Origin of the sequence: Stenotrophomonas sp. LGBM10 (assembly GCF_046736075.1) — a bacterium.
In the GTDB taxonomy this organism is placed as follows: Bacteria; Pseudomonadota; Gammaproteobacteria; order Xanthomonadales; family Xanthomonadaceae; genus Stenotrophomonas.
On the sequence record NZ_CP177163.1, the window covers coordinates 1,510,233 to 1,525,122 of the forward strand.

General features: G+C 68.5%; 13 protein-coding genes. 10 read left to right on the forward strand and 3 right to left on the reverse strand.

From position 1 onward, the window contains the following. The first annotated feature begins 72 nt into the window (after nt 1-72). The 7 genes from ACLB90_RS06370 (at nt 73) to betA (ending at nt 8,702) form a co-directional block, all read left to right on the forward strand. Nucleotides 73-870, forward strand: a complete 798-nt coding sequence (locus ACLB90_RS06370; RefSeq protein ID WP_411852137.1) for a c-type cytochrome — start codon at nt 73-75, stop codon at nt 868-870. A gap of 150 nt (nt 871-1,020) precedes the next feature. Then, the gene (locus ACLB90_RS06375; protein ID WP_411852138.1) at nt 1,021-1,665 is read left to right on the forward strand and encodes a thiol:disulfide interchange protein DsbA/DsbL; all 645 of its coding nucleotides are present in this window, start codon (nt 1,021-1,023) and stop codon (nt 1,663-1,665) included. 121 nt (nt 1,666-1,786) lie between these two features. Continuing rightward, a complete protein-coding gene (locus tag ACLB90_RS06380; protein ID WP_411852139.1) occupies nt 1,787-2,617 on the forward strand; it encodes a thiol:disulfide interchange protein DsbA/DsbL in 831 nt (276 codons plus the stop codon). A 23-nt stretch (nt 2,618-2,640) separates the two neighbouring features. Further along, complete coding sequence (locus tag ACLB90_RS06385) at nt 2,641-3,408, forward strand: endonuclease/exonuclease/phosphatase family protein (protein ID WP_411852140.1); 768 nt, start codon at nt 2,641-2,643, stop codon at nt 3,406-3,408. Between the two features lie 106 nt (nt 3,409-3,514). Continuing rightward, nucleotides 3,515-5,494, forward strand: coding sequence for a choline BCCT transporter BetT (betT, locus tag ACLB90_RS06390; RefSeq protein ID WP_411852141.1), 1,980 nt, complete (start codon nt 3,515-3,517; stop codon nt 5,492-5,494). A gap of 36 nt (nt 5,495-5,530) precedes the next feature. Then, entirely contained in the window at nt 5,531-7,003 is a 1,473-nt protein-coding gene (gene betB, locus ACLB90_RS06395; protein ID WP_411852142.1) for a betaine-aldehyde dehydrogenase, read from the forward strand. 25 nt (nt 7,004-7,028) lie between these two features. After that, nucleotides 7,029-8,702: a choline dehydrogenase gene (gene betA, locus ACLB90_RS06400; RefSeq protein ID WP_411852143.1), complete on the forward strand. Its 1,674-nt coding sequence runs from the start codon at nt 7,029-7,031 to the stop codon at nt 8,700-8,702. 474 nt (nt 8,703-9,176) lie between these two features. On the opposite strand, the gene ACLB90_RS06405 is transcribed toward betA, so the two are convergent. After that, nucleotides 9,177-10,055, reverse strand: a complete 879-nt coding sequence (locus tag ACLB90_RS06405) for an EamA family transporter (protein ID WP_411852144.1) — start codon at nt 10,053-10,055, stop codon at nt 9,177-9,179. A 72-nt stretch (nt 10,056-10,127) separates the two neighbouring features. Here ACLB90_RS06405 and ACLB90_RS06410 point away from each other — a divergent pair, with 72 nt between their 5' ends. Beyond that, on the forward strand, nt 10,128-10,601 hold the full coding sequence (locus ACLB90_RS06410) for an Lrp/AsnC family transcriptional regulator (RefSeq protein WP_411852145.1): 474 nt from the start codon (nt 10,128-10,130) through the stop codon (nt 10,599-10,601). A gap of 44 nt (nt 10,602-10,645) precedes the next feature. Here ACLB90_RS06410 and ACLB90_RS06415 read toward each other — a convergent pair whose 3' ends face one another. Next, nucleotides 10,646-11,134: a LuxR family transcriptional regulator gene (locus ACLB90_RS06415; RefSeq protein ID WP_411852146.1), complete on the reverse strand. Its 489-nt coding sequence runs from the start codon at nt 11,132-11,134 to the stop codon at nt 10,646-10,648. A 55-nt stretch (nt 11,135-11,189) separates the two neighbouring features. Next, nucleotides 11,190-11,669 (reverse strand): VOC family protein, encoded by a 480-nt coding sequence (locus ACLB90_RS06420; protein WP_411852147.1) that lies wholly within the window; start codon nt 11,667-11,669, stop codon nt 11,190-11,192. 286 nt (nt 11,670-11,955) lie between these two features. On the opposite strand from ACLB90_RS06420, the gene fhuE reads away from it, so the two are divergent. Beyond that, a complete protein-coding gene (fhuE, locus tag ACLB90_RS06425; RefSeq protein ID WP_411852148.1) occupies nt 11,956-14,127 on the forward strand; it encodes a ferric-rhodotorulic acid/ferric-coprogen receptor FhuE in 2,172 nt (723 codons plus the stop codon). Between the two features lie 138 nt (nt 14,128-14,265). Continuing rightward, nucleotides 14,266-14,883, forward strand: coding sequence for a M23 family metallopeptidase (locus tag ACLB90_RS06430; RefSeq protein WP_411852149.1), 618 nt, complete (start codon nt 14,266-14,268; stop codon nt 14,881-14,883). Nucleotides 14,884-14,890 lie beyond the last annotated feature (7 nt).

The window sequence follows — 14,890 nt, forward strand, 5'->3', positions numbered from 1 at the left end:
CGGCATGGATAATCGGGCGATCCCCGCGACTGCACCCTGCAGCCGCCAGGCCGGTCCACACGGAGCTTCCGCATGCGCCACGCTCGCGTTCTTGCCGTTTCCGCTGTCGCTGTTTCGCTGCTGGCCGCCGTTGCGGTCGCCCAGACCTCGTTGACCCCGTTGCCCGACAACGGGCCGATCAAGACCGCGTCGCTGGAGGTCGATTTCAGCAAGACCACCTGGGGCGATGCCAAGGCCGGGCAGACCAAGGCAGCCGCCTGCGCGGCCTGCCACTCCGCCGACGGCAATTCCACCGTGGAGATGTACCCGAGCATCGCCGGCCAGAGCGAGCGCTATGTCGCCCAGCAGATGGCCCTGATCGCCAACGGCCAGCGCACCTCCGGTGCGTCGGCGGCGATGGTGCCGTTCGTGCAGGACCTCACCCCGCAGGACATGCGCGACATCGGTGCGTATTTCGCAACGCAGAAAGCCAGCGCCGGGCTTGCCGACGACGGCCTGGTCAGCGAAGGTCCCTACGCCGGCAGGAAGTTCTACGAGATCGGCCAGCAGCTCTATCGCGGTGGCGATGCCGAACGCGGCATCCCGGCGTGCATGGCCTGCCACGGTCCCACCGGTGCCGGCAACCCGGGCCCGGCCTACCCGCACATCGGTGGCCAGCATGCGGCGTATGTCGCGCGCCGGCTGCAGGAGTACCAGGCCGGGGTCACCCACGAAACCGACAAGGCGCACTTCCAGATCATGGCCACCATCGCCAAGCAGCTCACCGAACAGGAGATCCAGGCGCTGGGCAGCTACCTGCAGGGCCTGCACAACCGCGCCGATGACGTCGCGGCCGTCGCCCCGCACACCGGTGCCGCGCAGGCGCCATGACCGCCGCCGCCGGCAGGCCGTGGCCGCTCGGCGCTCCCGGGCGACCGCCGGGACCGATGGCGGATGCGCCGCGCCTGGGCGGCGGGGTATGTTCACCAGCACGCCGGCGATAGGGCCGGCGTCGTTTTTTTCCGATGGAGATGGATGTAGATGAGTGTGATGCCCCGCCTGATGCTGCTGCTGCTTGCCCTGAGCCCGTTGAGTGTCCTCGCCGCCCCGGCCGCGCCGCTGGAAGAAGGCCGGGACTACGAACTGATCGAAGACGCCGGCCCGTTCGCCCCGCTGGCCGGCAAGGTCGAAGTGGTGGAGATGTTCGGCTACACCTGCCCGCACTGCGCGCACTTCGAGCCGCAGCTGGAAGCCTGGGCCGCCAAGCTGCCCAAGGACGTCCGCTTCACCCCGGTGCCCGCCGCGTTCGGTGGCGTGTGGGATTCCTTCGCGCGCGCGTATTACGCCGCCGACCAGCTCGGCGTCGCCAAGCGCAGCCACCGCGCCATGTTCGATGCGCTGCATGAACAACGCTCGCTGCCGATGCAGAACATCTCCGCCGATGAACTGGCCGGCTTCTACAAGGGCTACGGCGTGGCTCCGGAACGTTACATCACCGCGCTCAAGAGCGATGCGGTGGACGCCCGGGTGAAGAGCGCGCGCGCCTTCGCCCTGCGTACCAAGGTGCCGGGCACCCCGACCCTGATCATCAACGGCAAGTACCGCGTCAAGGGCGATTCGTTCGAGTCCATGCTGCGCAATGCCGATGCCCTGATCGCCCGCGCCCGTACCGAAAAAGCGCGCTGAAGCGACGCTCGCTGAACCGTCACGCACCGTGCACGCGGGGGCCTCGCCACCGCATGTCATCATGTTCCCCTGGCCGTCGCAGCGCGTCGGCCCACCCTGTTCATCCGCTGGAGATGCTTCGATGAAAACCCGTTTCGCTTTGACGTTGATGGCCCTGCTGCCGATCCTGGCTGCATGCAAGGCCCAGGATGGCACTGCCAACACCGCCGCCCCGACCGAGCCGGCCACCCCGGCAACGGCCCCGGCCAGCGAACCGGCCGCTCCCGCCGACGCACAGGCAACCCCGGCCGCCGCCGGCGAGACCGCTGCGGCTGCCGCGGCCACCGAGAACGCTGCTGCGCCGTCGCCGTCCGCCTCGGCTCGCCCGACCGGCCCGGAGCCGGTTGCCGGCACCGACTACGTGGTGATCGAGAACGGCCAGCCGTTCCAGCCGGCCACCGGCAAGATCGAAGTGGCCGAAGTGTTCGGCTATGTCTGCCCGGCCTGCGCCGCGTTCCAGCCGCTGATCGGGCCGTGGAAGGCCGGTCTGCCGAGCGATGTGAGCTTCGTCTACGTGCCGGCCATGTTCGGCAACACCTGGGATGACTACGGCCGTGCGTTCTACGCCGCGCAGAGCATGGGCCTGCAGGACAAGACCCACGAAGCGCTGTACGCCGCCATCCACGCCCAGCAGACCCTGAAGGGCGAGCGCGGCCGCGATTCGGTCGAAGACATCGCCAAGTTCTACGCCACCTTCGGTGCCGATCCGAAGCAGTTCGCCGCCACCATGAGCAGCTTCGCCGTCAACGCCAAGACCAATGCCGCCAAGCAGTTCGCCCAGCGCAGCGGCGTGACCGGCACCCCGTCGGTGATCGTCAACGGCAAGTACCTGGTCAAGGGCAAGAACTTCCCGGACATGCTGCGCATCGCCGACCACCTGGTCGCGCGCGAACGCGCCGCCAAGGGCAACTGAGCCCGGCTGACAGCGAACCCGTCGTGACTTCCCCCGACACGCGGACCCTGCGCCTGCTCACGGCCAACATCCAGGCCGGCTCCAGCACCCGCCGCTACAGCGACTATGTGACCCGCAGCTGGTCACATGCGCTGCCGGCGGGGCGCAAACGGAGCAGCCTGGATGCCATCGCCCAGCTCGCCAGCGGCCATGACATCGTTGGCCTGCAGGAGGCCGATCCGGGCAGCCTGCGCTCGGGCTTCACCAACCAGACCCACTACCTGGCCGAGCGCGCCGGCTTCAACTATTGGAGCCATCAGCCCAACCGCCGCATGGGCGGAGTGGCCTCCAGCGCCAATGGCCTGCTCAGCCGGCTCGAACCGGTGGAAGTCCAGGACCACGCCCTGCCCGGCCGCATCGGCGGGCGCGGCGTGCTGTTGGCCAAGTTCGGCGATGGCCGCCACGGCCTCGCGGTGGCGGTGGCCCATCTGTCGCTGGGCACCAACTCCCGCATGGCGCAGCTGGCCTTCATCGCCGAGCTGCTGTCCGACCACCCCAACGCGGTGCTGATGGGCGATTTCAACTGCGTTGCCGATCGCCCGGAAATGCAGGCGCTGTACCGCCATACGCGGCTGCAGCCGCCGGGCTGCGTGGTGCCAACCTTCCCGAGCTGGCGGCCCGAACGCGCGATCGACCACATCCTGGTCAGCGATGGCCTGACCATCCAGCGCACCGAAGCGATGGCGGCCGCGTTCTCCGATCACCTCGCCGTGGGCATGGACCTGCAGGTGCCTACCAGCGCCCTGCGCTGACCGTGGTGCCCGGCCGGGTGCCGGGCGATGTGCTGACGCAGCATCCACACCCGGTATGCGATAAATCGCCCCTCTGCCGTCCAGGCATCGGAGCGTCCCCCGCCTCATGATTATCCTGGAGCCGCATCCGCCCGAGGTGCGCACGCTTCGCCCCGTGTTCCTGCTTGCCGCCACCCTCGTGGCGGCATTCGCCATTCTGGTGGCCGCATTTCCGATCGATGCGGGCGTCGCGCTGCTGGACGCGCAGACCTGGGCGTCGCGCAATGTTGGCTGGTACTACCTGCTGGCGATGACCGTGTACCTGGTGTTCGTGGTCGGCGTGGCCCTGTCCGGCTACGGCAACGTCAAACTCGGCGCCGATCACGACGAACCGGAGTTCAGCTATCTGTCCTGGGCCGGCATGCTGTTCGCCGCGGGTATCAGCATCACCCTGTTTTTCTTCTGCGTCTCCGAACCCCTTACCCACTACCTGCTGCCGCCACAGGGCGGGACCGGCAGTGGCGAGGCCAGCGCGCGGCAGGCGATGCAGCTGCTGTTCCTGCACTGGGGCCTGCATGGCTGGGGCGTGTTCGCACTCGCCGCGATGGCATTGGCCTACTTCGCCTACCGCCACAACCTGCCGCTGGCACTGCGCTCGGCGCTGTACCCGCTGATCGGCAAGCGCATCAACGGGCCGATCGGCTACACCGTGGATGCTCTGGGCATCGTGGCCACCGTGTTCGGCCTCGGCGCGGACATGGGCTTTGGCGTACTGCACCTCAACGCGGGCCTGGATACCCTGTTCCCGGTACCGCACGCGGCTTGGGTGCAGGTCGGGCTGATCGTGCTGATGATGGGCGCGGCAATCACCGTGGCGGTCTCCGGTGTGGAGAAGGGCGTGCGCTGGATGTCCAACATCAACATGCTGCTGGCGATCTCGCTGCTGCTGTTCATGCTGTTCGCCGGGCCCACGCAGTACCTGCTCAACGCGCTGATGCAGAACCTGGGCGACTACCTCGGCAACGTGGTCGGCAAGAGTTTCGACGTGTACGCCTACGGGGGACGCCCGGACTGGCTGGGCAACTGGACGGTGTTCTACTGGGCCTGGTGGATTGGCTGGGCACCGTTCGTAGGCCTGTTCATCGCCCGCATTTCGCGTGGCCGCACCATCCGCGAGTTCGTGCTCGGCGTGCTGCTGATTCCGCTTGGCTTCACCCTGGCGTGGCTGTCCATCTTCGGCAACAGCGCACTGGACCAGATCCTGCACCACGACCAGGTCCACCTGGCGCAGATGGCGGTGGAAAACCCGCCCACCGTGCTGTACGCGCTGCTGGAGAGCTATCCGTGGAGCCGCGCCGTCATCGCGGTCACGGTGATCGTCAGCTTCGTCTTCTTCGTCACCTCGGCCGACTCCGGCACGGTGGTGCTGTCCACGCTGTCCTCGCACGGCGGCACCCCGGAAGACGACGGCCCGCGCTGGCTGCGCGTGTTCTGGGGCGTGATGACCGGGCTGGTCACCGCCGGGCTGCTGCTGGCCGGCAGCATGGATGCGCTCAAATCCGCCGTGGTGCTGGCCTCGCTGCCGTTCTCGGTGGTGCTGCTGCTGATGATCTGGGGCCTGACCCGTGCGCTGGGCGAAGAGTCGCAGCGCAAGAAGGCCTCGCAGTACTCGCCGATCCCGTTGATCGGGCAGTCGCGACATCAGCGGGGCTGGCGCCAGCGCATCACCCAGGCCGTGCACTTCCCGGCGCGCGATGAGGTGTACCGCTTCATGGACACCGACGTGAAGCCGGCGATCGAGGCCGTCGCCGCACAGCTGCGCGAACAGGGCCTGGATGTGCAGACCCGGTTCGAGCCCGGCCACATGGAACTGCTGGTGGACCACGGCGAACAACAGGTGTTCACCTACCAGGTGGTCATGCGCGGGTACCTCACGCCGTCGTTCGCTGCCCAGCGCTTCCGCAATCAACGCTACTACCGCGCCGAAGTCCACCTTTACGAAGGCGGACAGGATTACGAGCTGGTGGGCTACAGCCGCCAGCAGATCATCAACGACATCATCGACCAGTACGAGCGTCACCTGCAGTTCCTGCACCTCACGCGCTGACGCCCGCTGGTCTCCCGCTGCAAAGGAGTCATCGACATGCCCACCTTCCCCGACCAGCTGCTGTACATCGGCGGCCGCTACGTTCCTTCCCAGGGCGGAACGACCTTCGAGGTCATCAACCCGGCCAACGGCGAGCTGCTCGCCAACGTGCACAGTGCCAACAGCGACGATCTCGACGCCGCGGTGGAAAGCGCGCAGGCAGGCCAGAAGGTCTGGGCCGCACTGACCACCGTGGAACAGTCGCGCATCCTGCTGCGCGCGGTCGCGCTGCTGCGCGAGCGCAACGACGCGCTGGCCGAGCTGGAATCGCGCAACACCGGCAAGGCCCTGAGCGAAACACTGAGCGTGGACGTGGTCACCGGCGCGGACGTGCTGGAGTACTACGCAGGCGTCATGCATGGGCTGGAAGGCAGCCAGGTGCCACTGCGTGAGCACAGTTTCTTCTACACCCGCCAGGAACCGCTGGGCGTGGTCGGTGCGATCGGCGCCTGGAACTACCCGATCCAGATCGCACTGTGGAAAGCCGCTCCGGCGCTCGCGGCCGGCAACGCGGTGATCTTCAAGCCCAGCGAAGTCACCCCGCTGACCGCCTTGAAGCTCGCTGAACTCTTCACCGAGGCCGGCCTGCCCGACGGCGTGTTCAATGTGCTGCCCGGCGATGGCGCCGGCGTCGGCGCGGCACTGACCGGGCACCCGCTGATCGAGAAGATCTCCTTCACCGGCGGCACCGCCACCGGTCGGAAGGTGATGGCCAGTGCCTCCAGTTCCACGCTCAAGGAGGTGACGATGGAGCTGGGTGGAAAGTCGCCGCTGATCATCTGCGCCGACGCCGATCTGGACCTCGCCGCCGACGTGGCGATGATGGCCAACTTCTACAGCTCGGGACAGGTCTGCACCAACGGCACCCGCGTATTCGTGCCCGCAGCGACGCTGGCCGCGTTCGAAGCCAAGCTGCTGGAGCGCGTCAGGCGCATCCGCATCGGTGATCCGCTGGCCCGGGATACCAACTTCGGCCCGCTGGTCAGCGCCGCGCACATGCAGCGCGTGCTCGATCACATCGCCAGCGGCAAGGCCGAGGGTGCACGCCTGGTGTGCGGCGGCGATCGCCTCACCGACGGTGCGCTGGGCAAGGGCTGCTACGTGGCACCGACGATCTTCAGCGATTGCCGCGATGACATGCGCATCGTGCGCGAGGAGATCTTCGGGCCGGTCATGAGCCTGCTGGCCTACGACGACGAGGAGGAGGCCGTGCGCCGCGCCAACGATACCGATTACGGCCTCGCGGCCGGTGTGGTGACGCCCGACCTGGCGCGCGCGCATCGCCTCATCCACCAGCTCGAGGCCGGCATCTGCTGGATCAACAGCTGGGGCGAGTCACCGGCGCAGATGCCGGTGGGCGGCTACAAGCAGTCCGGCGTCGGCCGCGAGAACGGGCTGGCCACTCTGCGCGCCTACACCCGCACCAAATCCATCCAGATCGAGCTGGACCGCTACGCGTCGGTGTTCTGAACCGGCCTTACCAGGAGACACCGCGATGAAGCGCGAGTACGACTACATCATCATCGGCGCCGGTTCGGCCGGCAACACGCTGGCCGCGCGCCTGACCGAGGACCCCGGCGTCAGCGTGCTGCTGCTGGAAGCCGGCGGGCCCGACTACCGCCTGGACTTTCGCACCCAGATGCCGGCCGCGCTGGCGTATCCGCTGCAGGGCCGCCGCTACAACTGGGCGTATGAGACCGAGCCGGAACCGCACATGGACAACCGGCGCATGGAGTGCGGGCGCGGCAAGGGACTGGGCGGCTCGTCGCTGATCAACGGCATGTGCTACATCCGCGGCAACGCGATGGACTTCGACCAGTGGGCCTCGTTCGACGGCCTGGAGGACTGGAGCTACCACGACGTGCTGCCCTACTTCCGCAAGGCCGAAACCCGCGACATCGGCGCCAACGACTACCACGGCGGCGATGGCCCGGTCAGCGTGGCCACCCCGAAAAACGGCAACAACGTGCTGTTCCACGCGATGGTCGAGGCCGGCGTACAGGCCGGCTACCCGCGCACCGACGACCTCAACGGCTACCAGCAGGAAGGCTTCGGCCCGATGGACCGCACCGTGACCCCGCGCGGCCGCCGTTCCAGCACCGCACGCGGCTACCTGGACATGGCCAAAGACCGCGATGGCCTGCAGATCGTGGTGCACGCCACCACCGACCGCATCCTGTTCGACGGCAAGCGCGCGGTCGGCGTGCGCTACCTGGCCGGCAGCAGCGCCACGCCGATCGATGCGCATGCGCGCCGCGAGGTGCTGCTGTGCGCGGGCGCGATCGCCTCGCCGCAGATCCTGCAGCGCTCCGGCGTGGGCGCGCCGGCACTGCTCGCATCCCTTGGCGTGCCGCTGGTGCATGATCTGCCCGGTGTCGGCGAGAACCTGCAGGATCACCTGGAGGTATACATGCAGTACGCCTGCAAAAAGCCGGTGTCGCTGTACCCGGCCCTGCAGTGGTGGAACCAGCCGGCCATCGGCGCCGAGTGGCTGTTCGCCGGGACCGGCATCGGTGCCAGCAACCAGTTCGAGGCGGGCGGTTTCATCCGCACGCGCGAGGACTTCGACTGGCCCAACATCCAGTACCACTTCCTGCCGGTGGCGATCAATTACAACGGGACCAATGCGGTCAAGGAGCATGGCTTCCAGGCGCACGTGGGCTCGATGCGCACACCCAGCCGCGGCCGCGTGCATGCACGTTCGCTGGACCCGCACGCGCATCCGTCGATCCTGTTCAACTACCAGTCCACCGATCAGGACTGGCAGGAGTTCCGCGATGCGATCCGGATCACGCGCGAGATCATCGCCCAACCGGCCCTGGACGAGTACCGCGGACGCGAGATCAGCCCCAGCGCCGACTGCAGGACAGACGCCGAGCTGGACGCCTTCGTGCGCGCCCGCGCCGAGACCGCGTACCACCCGTCGTGTTCCTGCGCGATGGGCACCGACGCGATGAGCGTGGTGGACGGCCAGGGCCGCGTGCACGGCATGCAGGGCCTGCGCGTGGTGGATGCCTCGATCATGCCGCGCATCATCACCGGCAACCTCAACGCCACCACCATCATGATCGCCGAGAAGATCGCCGACCGCATCCGCGGCCGCGCGCCCCTGCCACGCAGCACCGCCCCGTATTACATCGCCGGTGACACCCCGGCACGACAGCGCTGACGCACCGGCGGGTAACGCCGACCAGTAGCGGCGGCACGCGGGGCCGACCGGTTGCGGCGGCACGTGGGGGGCCGACCGGTAGCGGCGGCACGCGGGTGGGGCCGACCGGTTGCGGCGGAACGTGGGGGCCGACCGGTTGCGGCGGAATGCGGGTGGGGCCGACCGGTTGCGGCGGCGCACGGGCGGGGCCGACCGGTAGCGGCGACACGCGGGTAGAGCCGACCGTTGGTCGGCTATCGCGCGCAGCGCGCGGTTTCCCGGTGGCCACCGTAAAGCAGCCGACCAACGGTCGGCTCTACCGGTGCGGTTGCCATTGAACAGCGATCGCTCGGCGCCATCGTAGAGCCGGCTTCTAGCCGGCTATCGCGCGCAGCGCGCGGTTTCCCGGTGGCCACCGTAGAGCAGCCGACCAACGGTCGGCTCTACCGGTGCGGTGCGGAACCGATGCCGCAACCGGCCTTCCGCGCGCCGGCGCTACGCCGGCGTGCCTGGGGCCTGCGGTGTGGGCCGCCGGGCGGTTACCGTGCTGCCCACCGATGCCACCACCGTGCAGCCGATGGCGGTCCACTGCAGCGGGGTCAGGTGTTCGTGCAGCAACCCCATCGCCAGCAGCGCGGCGACGGCCGGCTCCATGCTGATCAGGATGCCGAAGGTCTCCTTCGGCAACCGCTTCAGCGCCATCATCTCCAGCGACATCGGGATCGCGCTCGATACGATCGCCACACCCAGCCCGAACAGCAGGATCTTCGGGTCCAGCAGCGCCATGCCGGCATGCGCCACGCCCACCGGGACCACCACCAGCGCCGCCACGCACAACCCCAGCGACACCGTATGGCCGGCATGCAGGTGGCCGGCGCGTTTGCCGAAGATGATGTACATCGCCCAGCACGCCGCCGCGCCCAGTGCGAACAGCACACCGACCGGGTCCAGCGGCGCGCCATGCCCCAGCGGCAGCAGCAACAGCAGCCCGACCAGCGCGCAGCCTACCCAGACGAAGTCCACCGGCCGCCGCGACGACCACATCGCCACGGCCAGCGGCCCACAGAACTCGATGGCCACCGTGATCCCGAACGGGATGGTGCGCAGGGCCATGTAGAACATCAGGTTCATCGCACCCAGGGTGACCCCGTAGCGGATGATCGCGCCGGCATCGGCGCGCGAGGTGGTCCAGCGCCACGGCCGGAACACGGCCAGCAGCACCAGCGCCGAAAAGCCCACGCGCAACGCGCTGGTGCCCTGCGCGCCGATCAGCGGGAACAACTGCTTGGCAAAGGAGGTGCCCACAGACAAGGCGGTGACCGAGCCGAGCACGGCCAGGACGGGGATCAATGCGGCGGAGCGTGACGTCGACATCGCGCCAGCATATTGCGTGCGGGCCGAAGCAAGGGCTCAATTGCAGGTGCCTTCCTGCATGTTTCGCTCGCCATGTCCGCCGCTGCCCATACCCCCGACGACTTCGATCGCGCCATCCTGGCCATCCTGCAGCGCGACAACACCACGCCGCAGCGCCAGATCGCCGACGCCGTGCACCTGTCCGCACCCGCCGTGCAGCGCCGCATCAAGCGCCTGCAGGACGCCGGAATCATCCGTGCCAACGTTGCCGTACTGGAGCAGAACCGGCTGGGCCGCCCGTTGACGATCATGGTGGAAGTGCGGGTCAGCAGCGAGCAGCCCCACCGCGTGGCGCCCTTCCGCCGCCGCGTGCAGGACGACCCCGCCGTGCAGCAGTGCTACGCGATCACCGGTGACGCCGACTTCCTGCTGATTCTCAGCGCCGCCTCGATGGAGGAGTACGAGGCGATCAGTGAACGGTTGTTTGGCAACGACGACAACATCGAGCGATACCGCACGGCCGTGGCGCTGAGCACCTTGAAGCGGAGCCTGGACATACCGCTGTAGCGTCTCGGCAGAGCGCACACCCGTGCGCTCCGCCGCCGCCAGGGTCACGGCACGCGCGTGAAATGGATGGTCATCAGGATCGGTTTGCCATCCTTGCCGAAGAACGCCTTGGATTCGGTCATCTGGTTGCGGTCCCCGGCCACGGTATAGATGCGCGTGGAGGCCGGCGTGCCGTGGTCGACCAGCTGCATCACCAGCACGTTCGGCGCAGGCATGCTCAGCGAGGCCACGTCCGCGCCGTAGTTGCCGGTGATCGGGCCGGGCGTGCCATCCAGCGGCAGCGTGCTGTCGGCCGTCATCGTGGCGCCCTTCGGGTCGATGATCTCGGCGCGGGTGGTCCACCTGCCGTTATCGGCCGCCTTGAATTCCAGCACCACGCTTCTGGGCCGCTCCGCCGCCGGCATCGGCAGCGTGGCGACGTCGATCGCCCAGCGTCCCGCCAGCGGCGATGGGGCGGGCGTGGCTGCTGCAACCGGCATGGGACCGGCCTGCAGGGCGATGGCGGCCAGGCACACAGCGAACATCCTCTTCATGGAACCTCCTTCGTGGGTGGACAGGGTGATCTGACAGGCGGTGCGCCAGCGGCGTCTACCCGCGCACGGCGGCCTCGATGCGGGCCACATCGATTCTGCGCATGGTCATCATCGCCTCGAAGGCGCGCCTGGCCACGGCCGGGTCGTTGCTGGTGACCGCCTCGCTGAGCACGCGCGGGGTGATCTGCCAGGACAGCCCCCACCGATCGCGGCACCAGCCGCACGCGCTCTCTTCCCCGCCGTTGCCGACGATGGCATCCCACAGGCGGTCGGTCTCGGCCTGGTCGTCGGTGGCGATCTGGAACGAGAAGGCCTCGCTGTGCCGGAACGCGGGGCCGCCGTTGAGGCCGATGCAGGGAATGCCGGCCACCGTGAAGTCCACGGTCAGCACGTCGCCCTGCTTGCCGGAGGGGAAGTCCGCGGGGGCATGGTGGACGGCGATGACGGCGCTGTCCGGGAAGGTGTGGGCATAGAAGGTGGCCGCCTCCAGGGCGGTGCCATCGAACCACAGGCAGATCGTGTTGCGCGGGCGCATGGTCGTCATCCTGCTGCGGGAGGAAATGCGCCCACGCTACGGCGCACCACGTTAAGCCCGCGCCGCGCCCGGCCGCCGTCGGCCGATCTTCCTGAATTGGCGATAGTAATGATTCCCATTACCATACCCGCACCCCGTCCGCGCCAGGGAGGCACGGCGGTCATCGGTCGCGCCGCCGCCGCCCTGCCTGCAGGGTCCCGCCAGCGCCGCACCGACCCCCACCCCACTGGGCAGCGCGTGGCCATCGAGGACACCGGCCGCGCGTGCCCGCGCCCTGGAACCGCCGATGATCCGTTCTTCCGTTGTGATGCCCCGCCACCTGCCCCAGCGCCGTCTGTCGCAGGCCCTGTTCGCCGCGCTGTGCGCGCTGTCGGCCGCACCCGCCCTGGCCCAGGACGCCGTCGACGCCACCACCCTGGACAAGGTGGTGGTCAAGGGCGAGCGCGCCGAAGGCTACTCGGTGCGCAGGACCTCGGCCGGCACCCGCTTCGACCTGGCCCCGCGCGAGATTCCGCAGTCGGTCAGCATCATCAGCCACCAGCGCATCGAGGACCAGAACCTCGACGACATCATCGACGTGCTGGCCAACACCACCGGCGTGAGCAGCACCCAGTCGGACACCGAGCGCACCGAGTTCTACGCGCGCGGCTTCTATATCGACAGCTACCAGTTCGACAACCTGCCCACGCAGATGGTGCAGAACTGGAGCTATGGCGACTCCGGCCTGGACCTGGCGCTGTACGACCGCGTGGAAGTGGTGCGCGGCGCGACCGGCCTGCTCAGCGGCGCGGGCAACCCCTCGGCGTCGGTGAACCTGATCCGCAAGCATGCCGACAGCGCCGAGCTGACCGGCAGCGTATCGGTGAACGTGGGCAGCTGGGGGCGCACCCGCTCCACCGTGGACGTGACCACCCCGCTCAATGCCAGCGGTTCGGTGCGCGCCCGCGTCATTGGCAGCTACTTGGACACCGAATCGCAGATGGACCGCTACGACCAGCACAAGACGCTGGGCTATGCGGTGATCGACGCCGACCTGACCCCGGACACCCAGTTGAGCGTGGGCTACGACTACCAGCAGAAGCGCGCCAATGGCGCGACCTGGGGCGGCTTCCCGATGCTGTACGACAACGGCAGCCCCACCGGCTACGACGAGGCGTTCAATTCCGCCGCGAAGTGGACCTACTGGGATACCACCAGCAAGCGCGCGTTCGCCACGCTGGAACACGGCTTCGCCAATGACTGGAAGGTCCGTATCGGCGCCACCCACGATGAAACCCGGGCCGACGACAAACTGTTCTACCCGGCCTACAACGACTGGACCACGGGCGCGTCGCTGCTGGATCCCGTGACCGGCGCAGGGGTCTCGCCGTCGGCCGGGTTCTACAACACCGAGCGCAAGGTCGATGCGATCGACGGCTTCGTGGAAGGCCCGTTCCAGCTGTTCGGCCGCGAGCACCAGTTCATGGCCGGGCTGAGCTACAACAAGCGCCGGTACGCCAACTATGGCGACTACCAGGTCGGGGGCGAGGGCCGTCCGTGGGACCCGTTCCGCAGCTACCTCAACTGGACCGGCAACATCGCCGAACCCAACTGGAACGCGCTGGCGCTGGCCAGCAAAGGCACCATCACCCAGAAGGCCGGCTACGCTGCAACCCGTCTGTCGCTGGCCGACCCGCTCAAGCTGATCCTCGGCGCGCGCTACACCGACTGGAAGAGCGCAGGCGAAGACGCCGACCGTTCGCACACGGTCACCACGCCCTACGCCGGCCTGGTCTATGACCTCAACGACACCTGGAGCACGTACGCCGCATACACCGAGATCTTCCAGCCGCAGACGCTCAAGCAGCAGAACGGCAGCTACCTCGACCCGGTCGACGGCAAGAGCTACGAAGTCGGCGTCAAGGCCGCCTGGTTCGACAACCGCCTGAATGCATCGCTGGCGGTGTTCCGCATCGAGCAGGACAACGTGGGCCAGGCCACCACCATTCCGGTGGACGGCAGCCTCAACGAGTTCGCCTACATCGCCGCACGCGGCACGGTGAGCCGCGGCGTCGAGCTGGAACTCAACGGCGAGCTGGCTCCGGGCTGGAATGCCACCTTCGGCGCGTCACGCTATGTGGCCAAGGACATCAACGATGCGGACATCAACACCAACCTGCCGCAGACGACGATCAAGCTGTTCACCAGCTACACCCCGCAGTCGCTGACCGCGCTGACCGTCGGTGGCGGCGCCAACTGGCAGAACCGCATCTACTACCCGGTGCCGGCCTACGGTCGCATCGAGCAGGATGCCTACGCGCTGGTCAGTGCGTTCGTGCGCTACCGCATCTCGCCCGAGTTCAGCGTGCAGGCCAACCTCGACAATCTGTTGGACAAGAAGTACTTCTCGCAGATCAACGGCTACGGCGCGTATGGCGATGGCCGCAATGGTTCGATCACGTTCACCTGGTCGTTCTGACCGGGCACGCAGCGACCCACGCAGCACAGGAAGCGCCGGGCATTGCCCGGCGCTTCGCGTAGGGGCGGCATCACGCGTGCGCGGCGTGCACACCGGGCCTGCTAGCCTGTCACCCGTTCCCGCCGGACACCGCCCCTGATGCCCGTGGACCCGCACGCGCCGCCCTCCCCGTCTTCGGACGCGCACCGCTCGACCGCGTGGCGCGTGCGCCGCTGGGTGGTGCGGCTGCTGTTGCTGGCGGTCTCCGCCGTGCTGCTCGGCGTGCTCTGGAACAGCCCGTGGGCGCAGGCGCCGCGCGCCCTGTGGCAGCTCTCGCGGATGGCACCACCGGATGCCCTGCCCGTGCCGGTGGAAGGCGTCGCTGCCCGGCGCATCGCCGACACCTTCGGTGCACCGCGCGGACGCGACCGCACCCACGCCGGGCTCGACATCTTCGCCCCCCGCGGCACCGCCGTGACCAGCGCCACCCCGGGCATCGTGGCGGACATCCGCGACGGTGGCCTCGGCGGCCGCCAGGTCTGGATACTGGGCCCGGCGCGCGAGCGCTACTACTACGCGCACCTGGACGGCTGGCGCGACGGGCTGACCCGTGGCGAGGTAGTTGAGACCGGAACGGTGCTCGGCTATGTCGGCGACAGCGGCAACGCCAAAGGCACCCCACCGCACCTGCACTGGGGCATCTACGGCAGCGCGGGTGCCTACGATCCGCTGCCGTTGTTGCGGGCGTGGACGGCACCGGATCGATCCGGCCGATGATCGCCCC

Excerpts from the sequence above, each read along its gene's own strand:
- ACLB90_RS06370 (WP_411852137.1), top strand. The coding sequence starts at position 73 with ATGCGCCACGCTCGCGTTCTTGCCGTTTCCGCTGTCGCTGTTTCGCTG.
- ACLB90_RS06410 (WP_411852145.1), top strand. The coding sequence starts at position 10,128 with ATGTCCGCCGCTGCCCATACCCCCGACGACTTCGATCGCGCCATCCTG.
- betT (WP_411852141.1), top strand. The coding sequence starts at position 3,515 with ATGATTATCCTGGAGCCGCATCCGCCCGAGGTGCGCACGCTTCGCCCC.
- ACLB90_RS06415 (WP_411852146.1), bottom strand. The coding sequence starts at position 11,134 with ATGAAGAGGATGTTCGCTGTGTGCCTGGCCGCCATCGCCCTGCAGGCC.
- betA (WP_411852143.1), top strand. The coding sequence starts at position 7,029 with ATGAAGCGCGAGTACGACTACATCATCATCGGCGCCGGTTCGGCCGGC.
- betB (WP_411852142.1), top strand. The coding sequence starts at position 5,531 with ATGCCCACCTTCCCCGACCAGCTGCTGTACATCGGCGGCCGCTACGTT.
- ACLB90_RS06380 (WP_411852139.1), top strand. The coding sequence starts at position 1,787 with ATGAAAACCCGTTTCGCTTTGACGTTGATGGCCCTGCTGCCGATCCTG.
- ACLB90_RS06430 (WP_411852149.1), top strand. The coding sequence starts at position 14,266 with ATGCCCGTGGACCCGCACGCGCCGCCCTCCCCGTCTTCGGACGCGCAC.
- fhuE (WP_411852148.1), top strand. The coding sequence starts at position 11,956 with ATGATCCGTTCTTCCGTTGTGATGCCCCGCCACCTGCCCCAGCGCCGT.
- ACLB90_RS06420 (WP_411852147.1), bottom strand. The coding sequence starts at position 11,669 with ATGCGCCCGCGCAACACGATCTGCCTGTGGTTCGATGGCACCGCCCTG.
- ACLB90_RS06375 (WP_411852138.1), top strand. The coding sequence starts at position 1,021 with ATGAGTGTGATGCCCCGCCTGATGCTGCTGCTGCTTGCCCTGAGCCCG.
- ACLB90_RS06405 (WP_411852144.1), bottom strand. The coding sequence starts at position 10,055 with ATGTCGACGTCACGCTCCGCCGCATTGATCCCCGTCCTGGCCGTGCTC.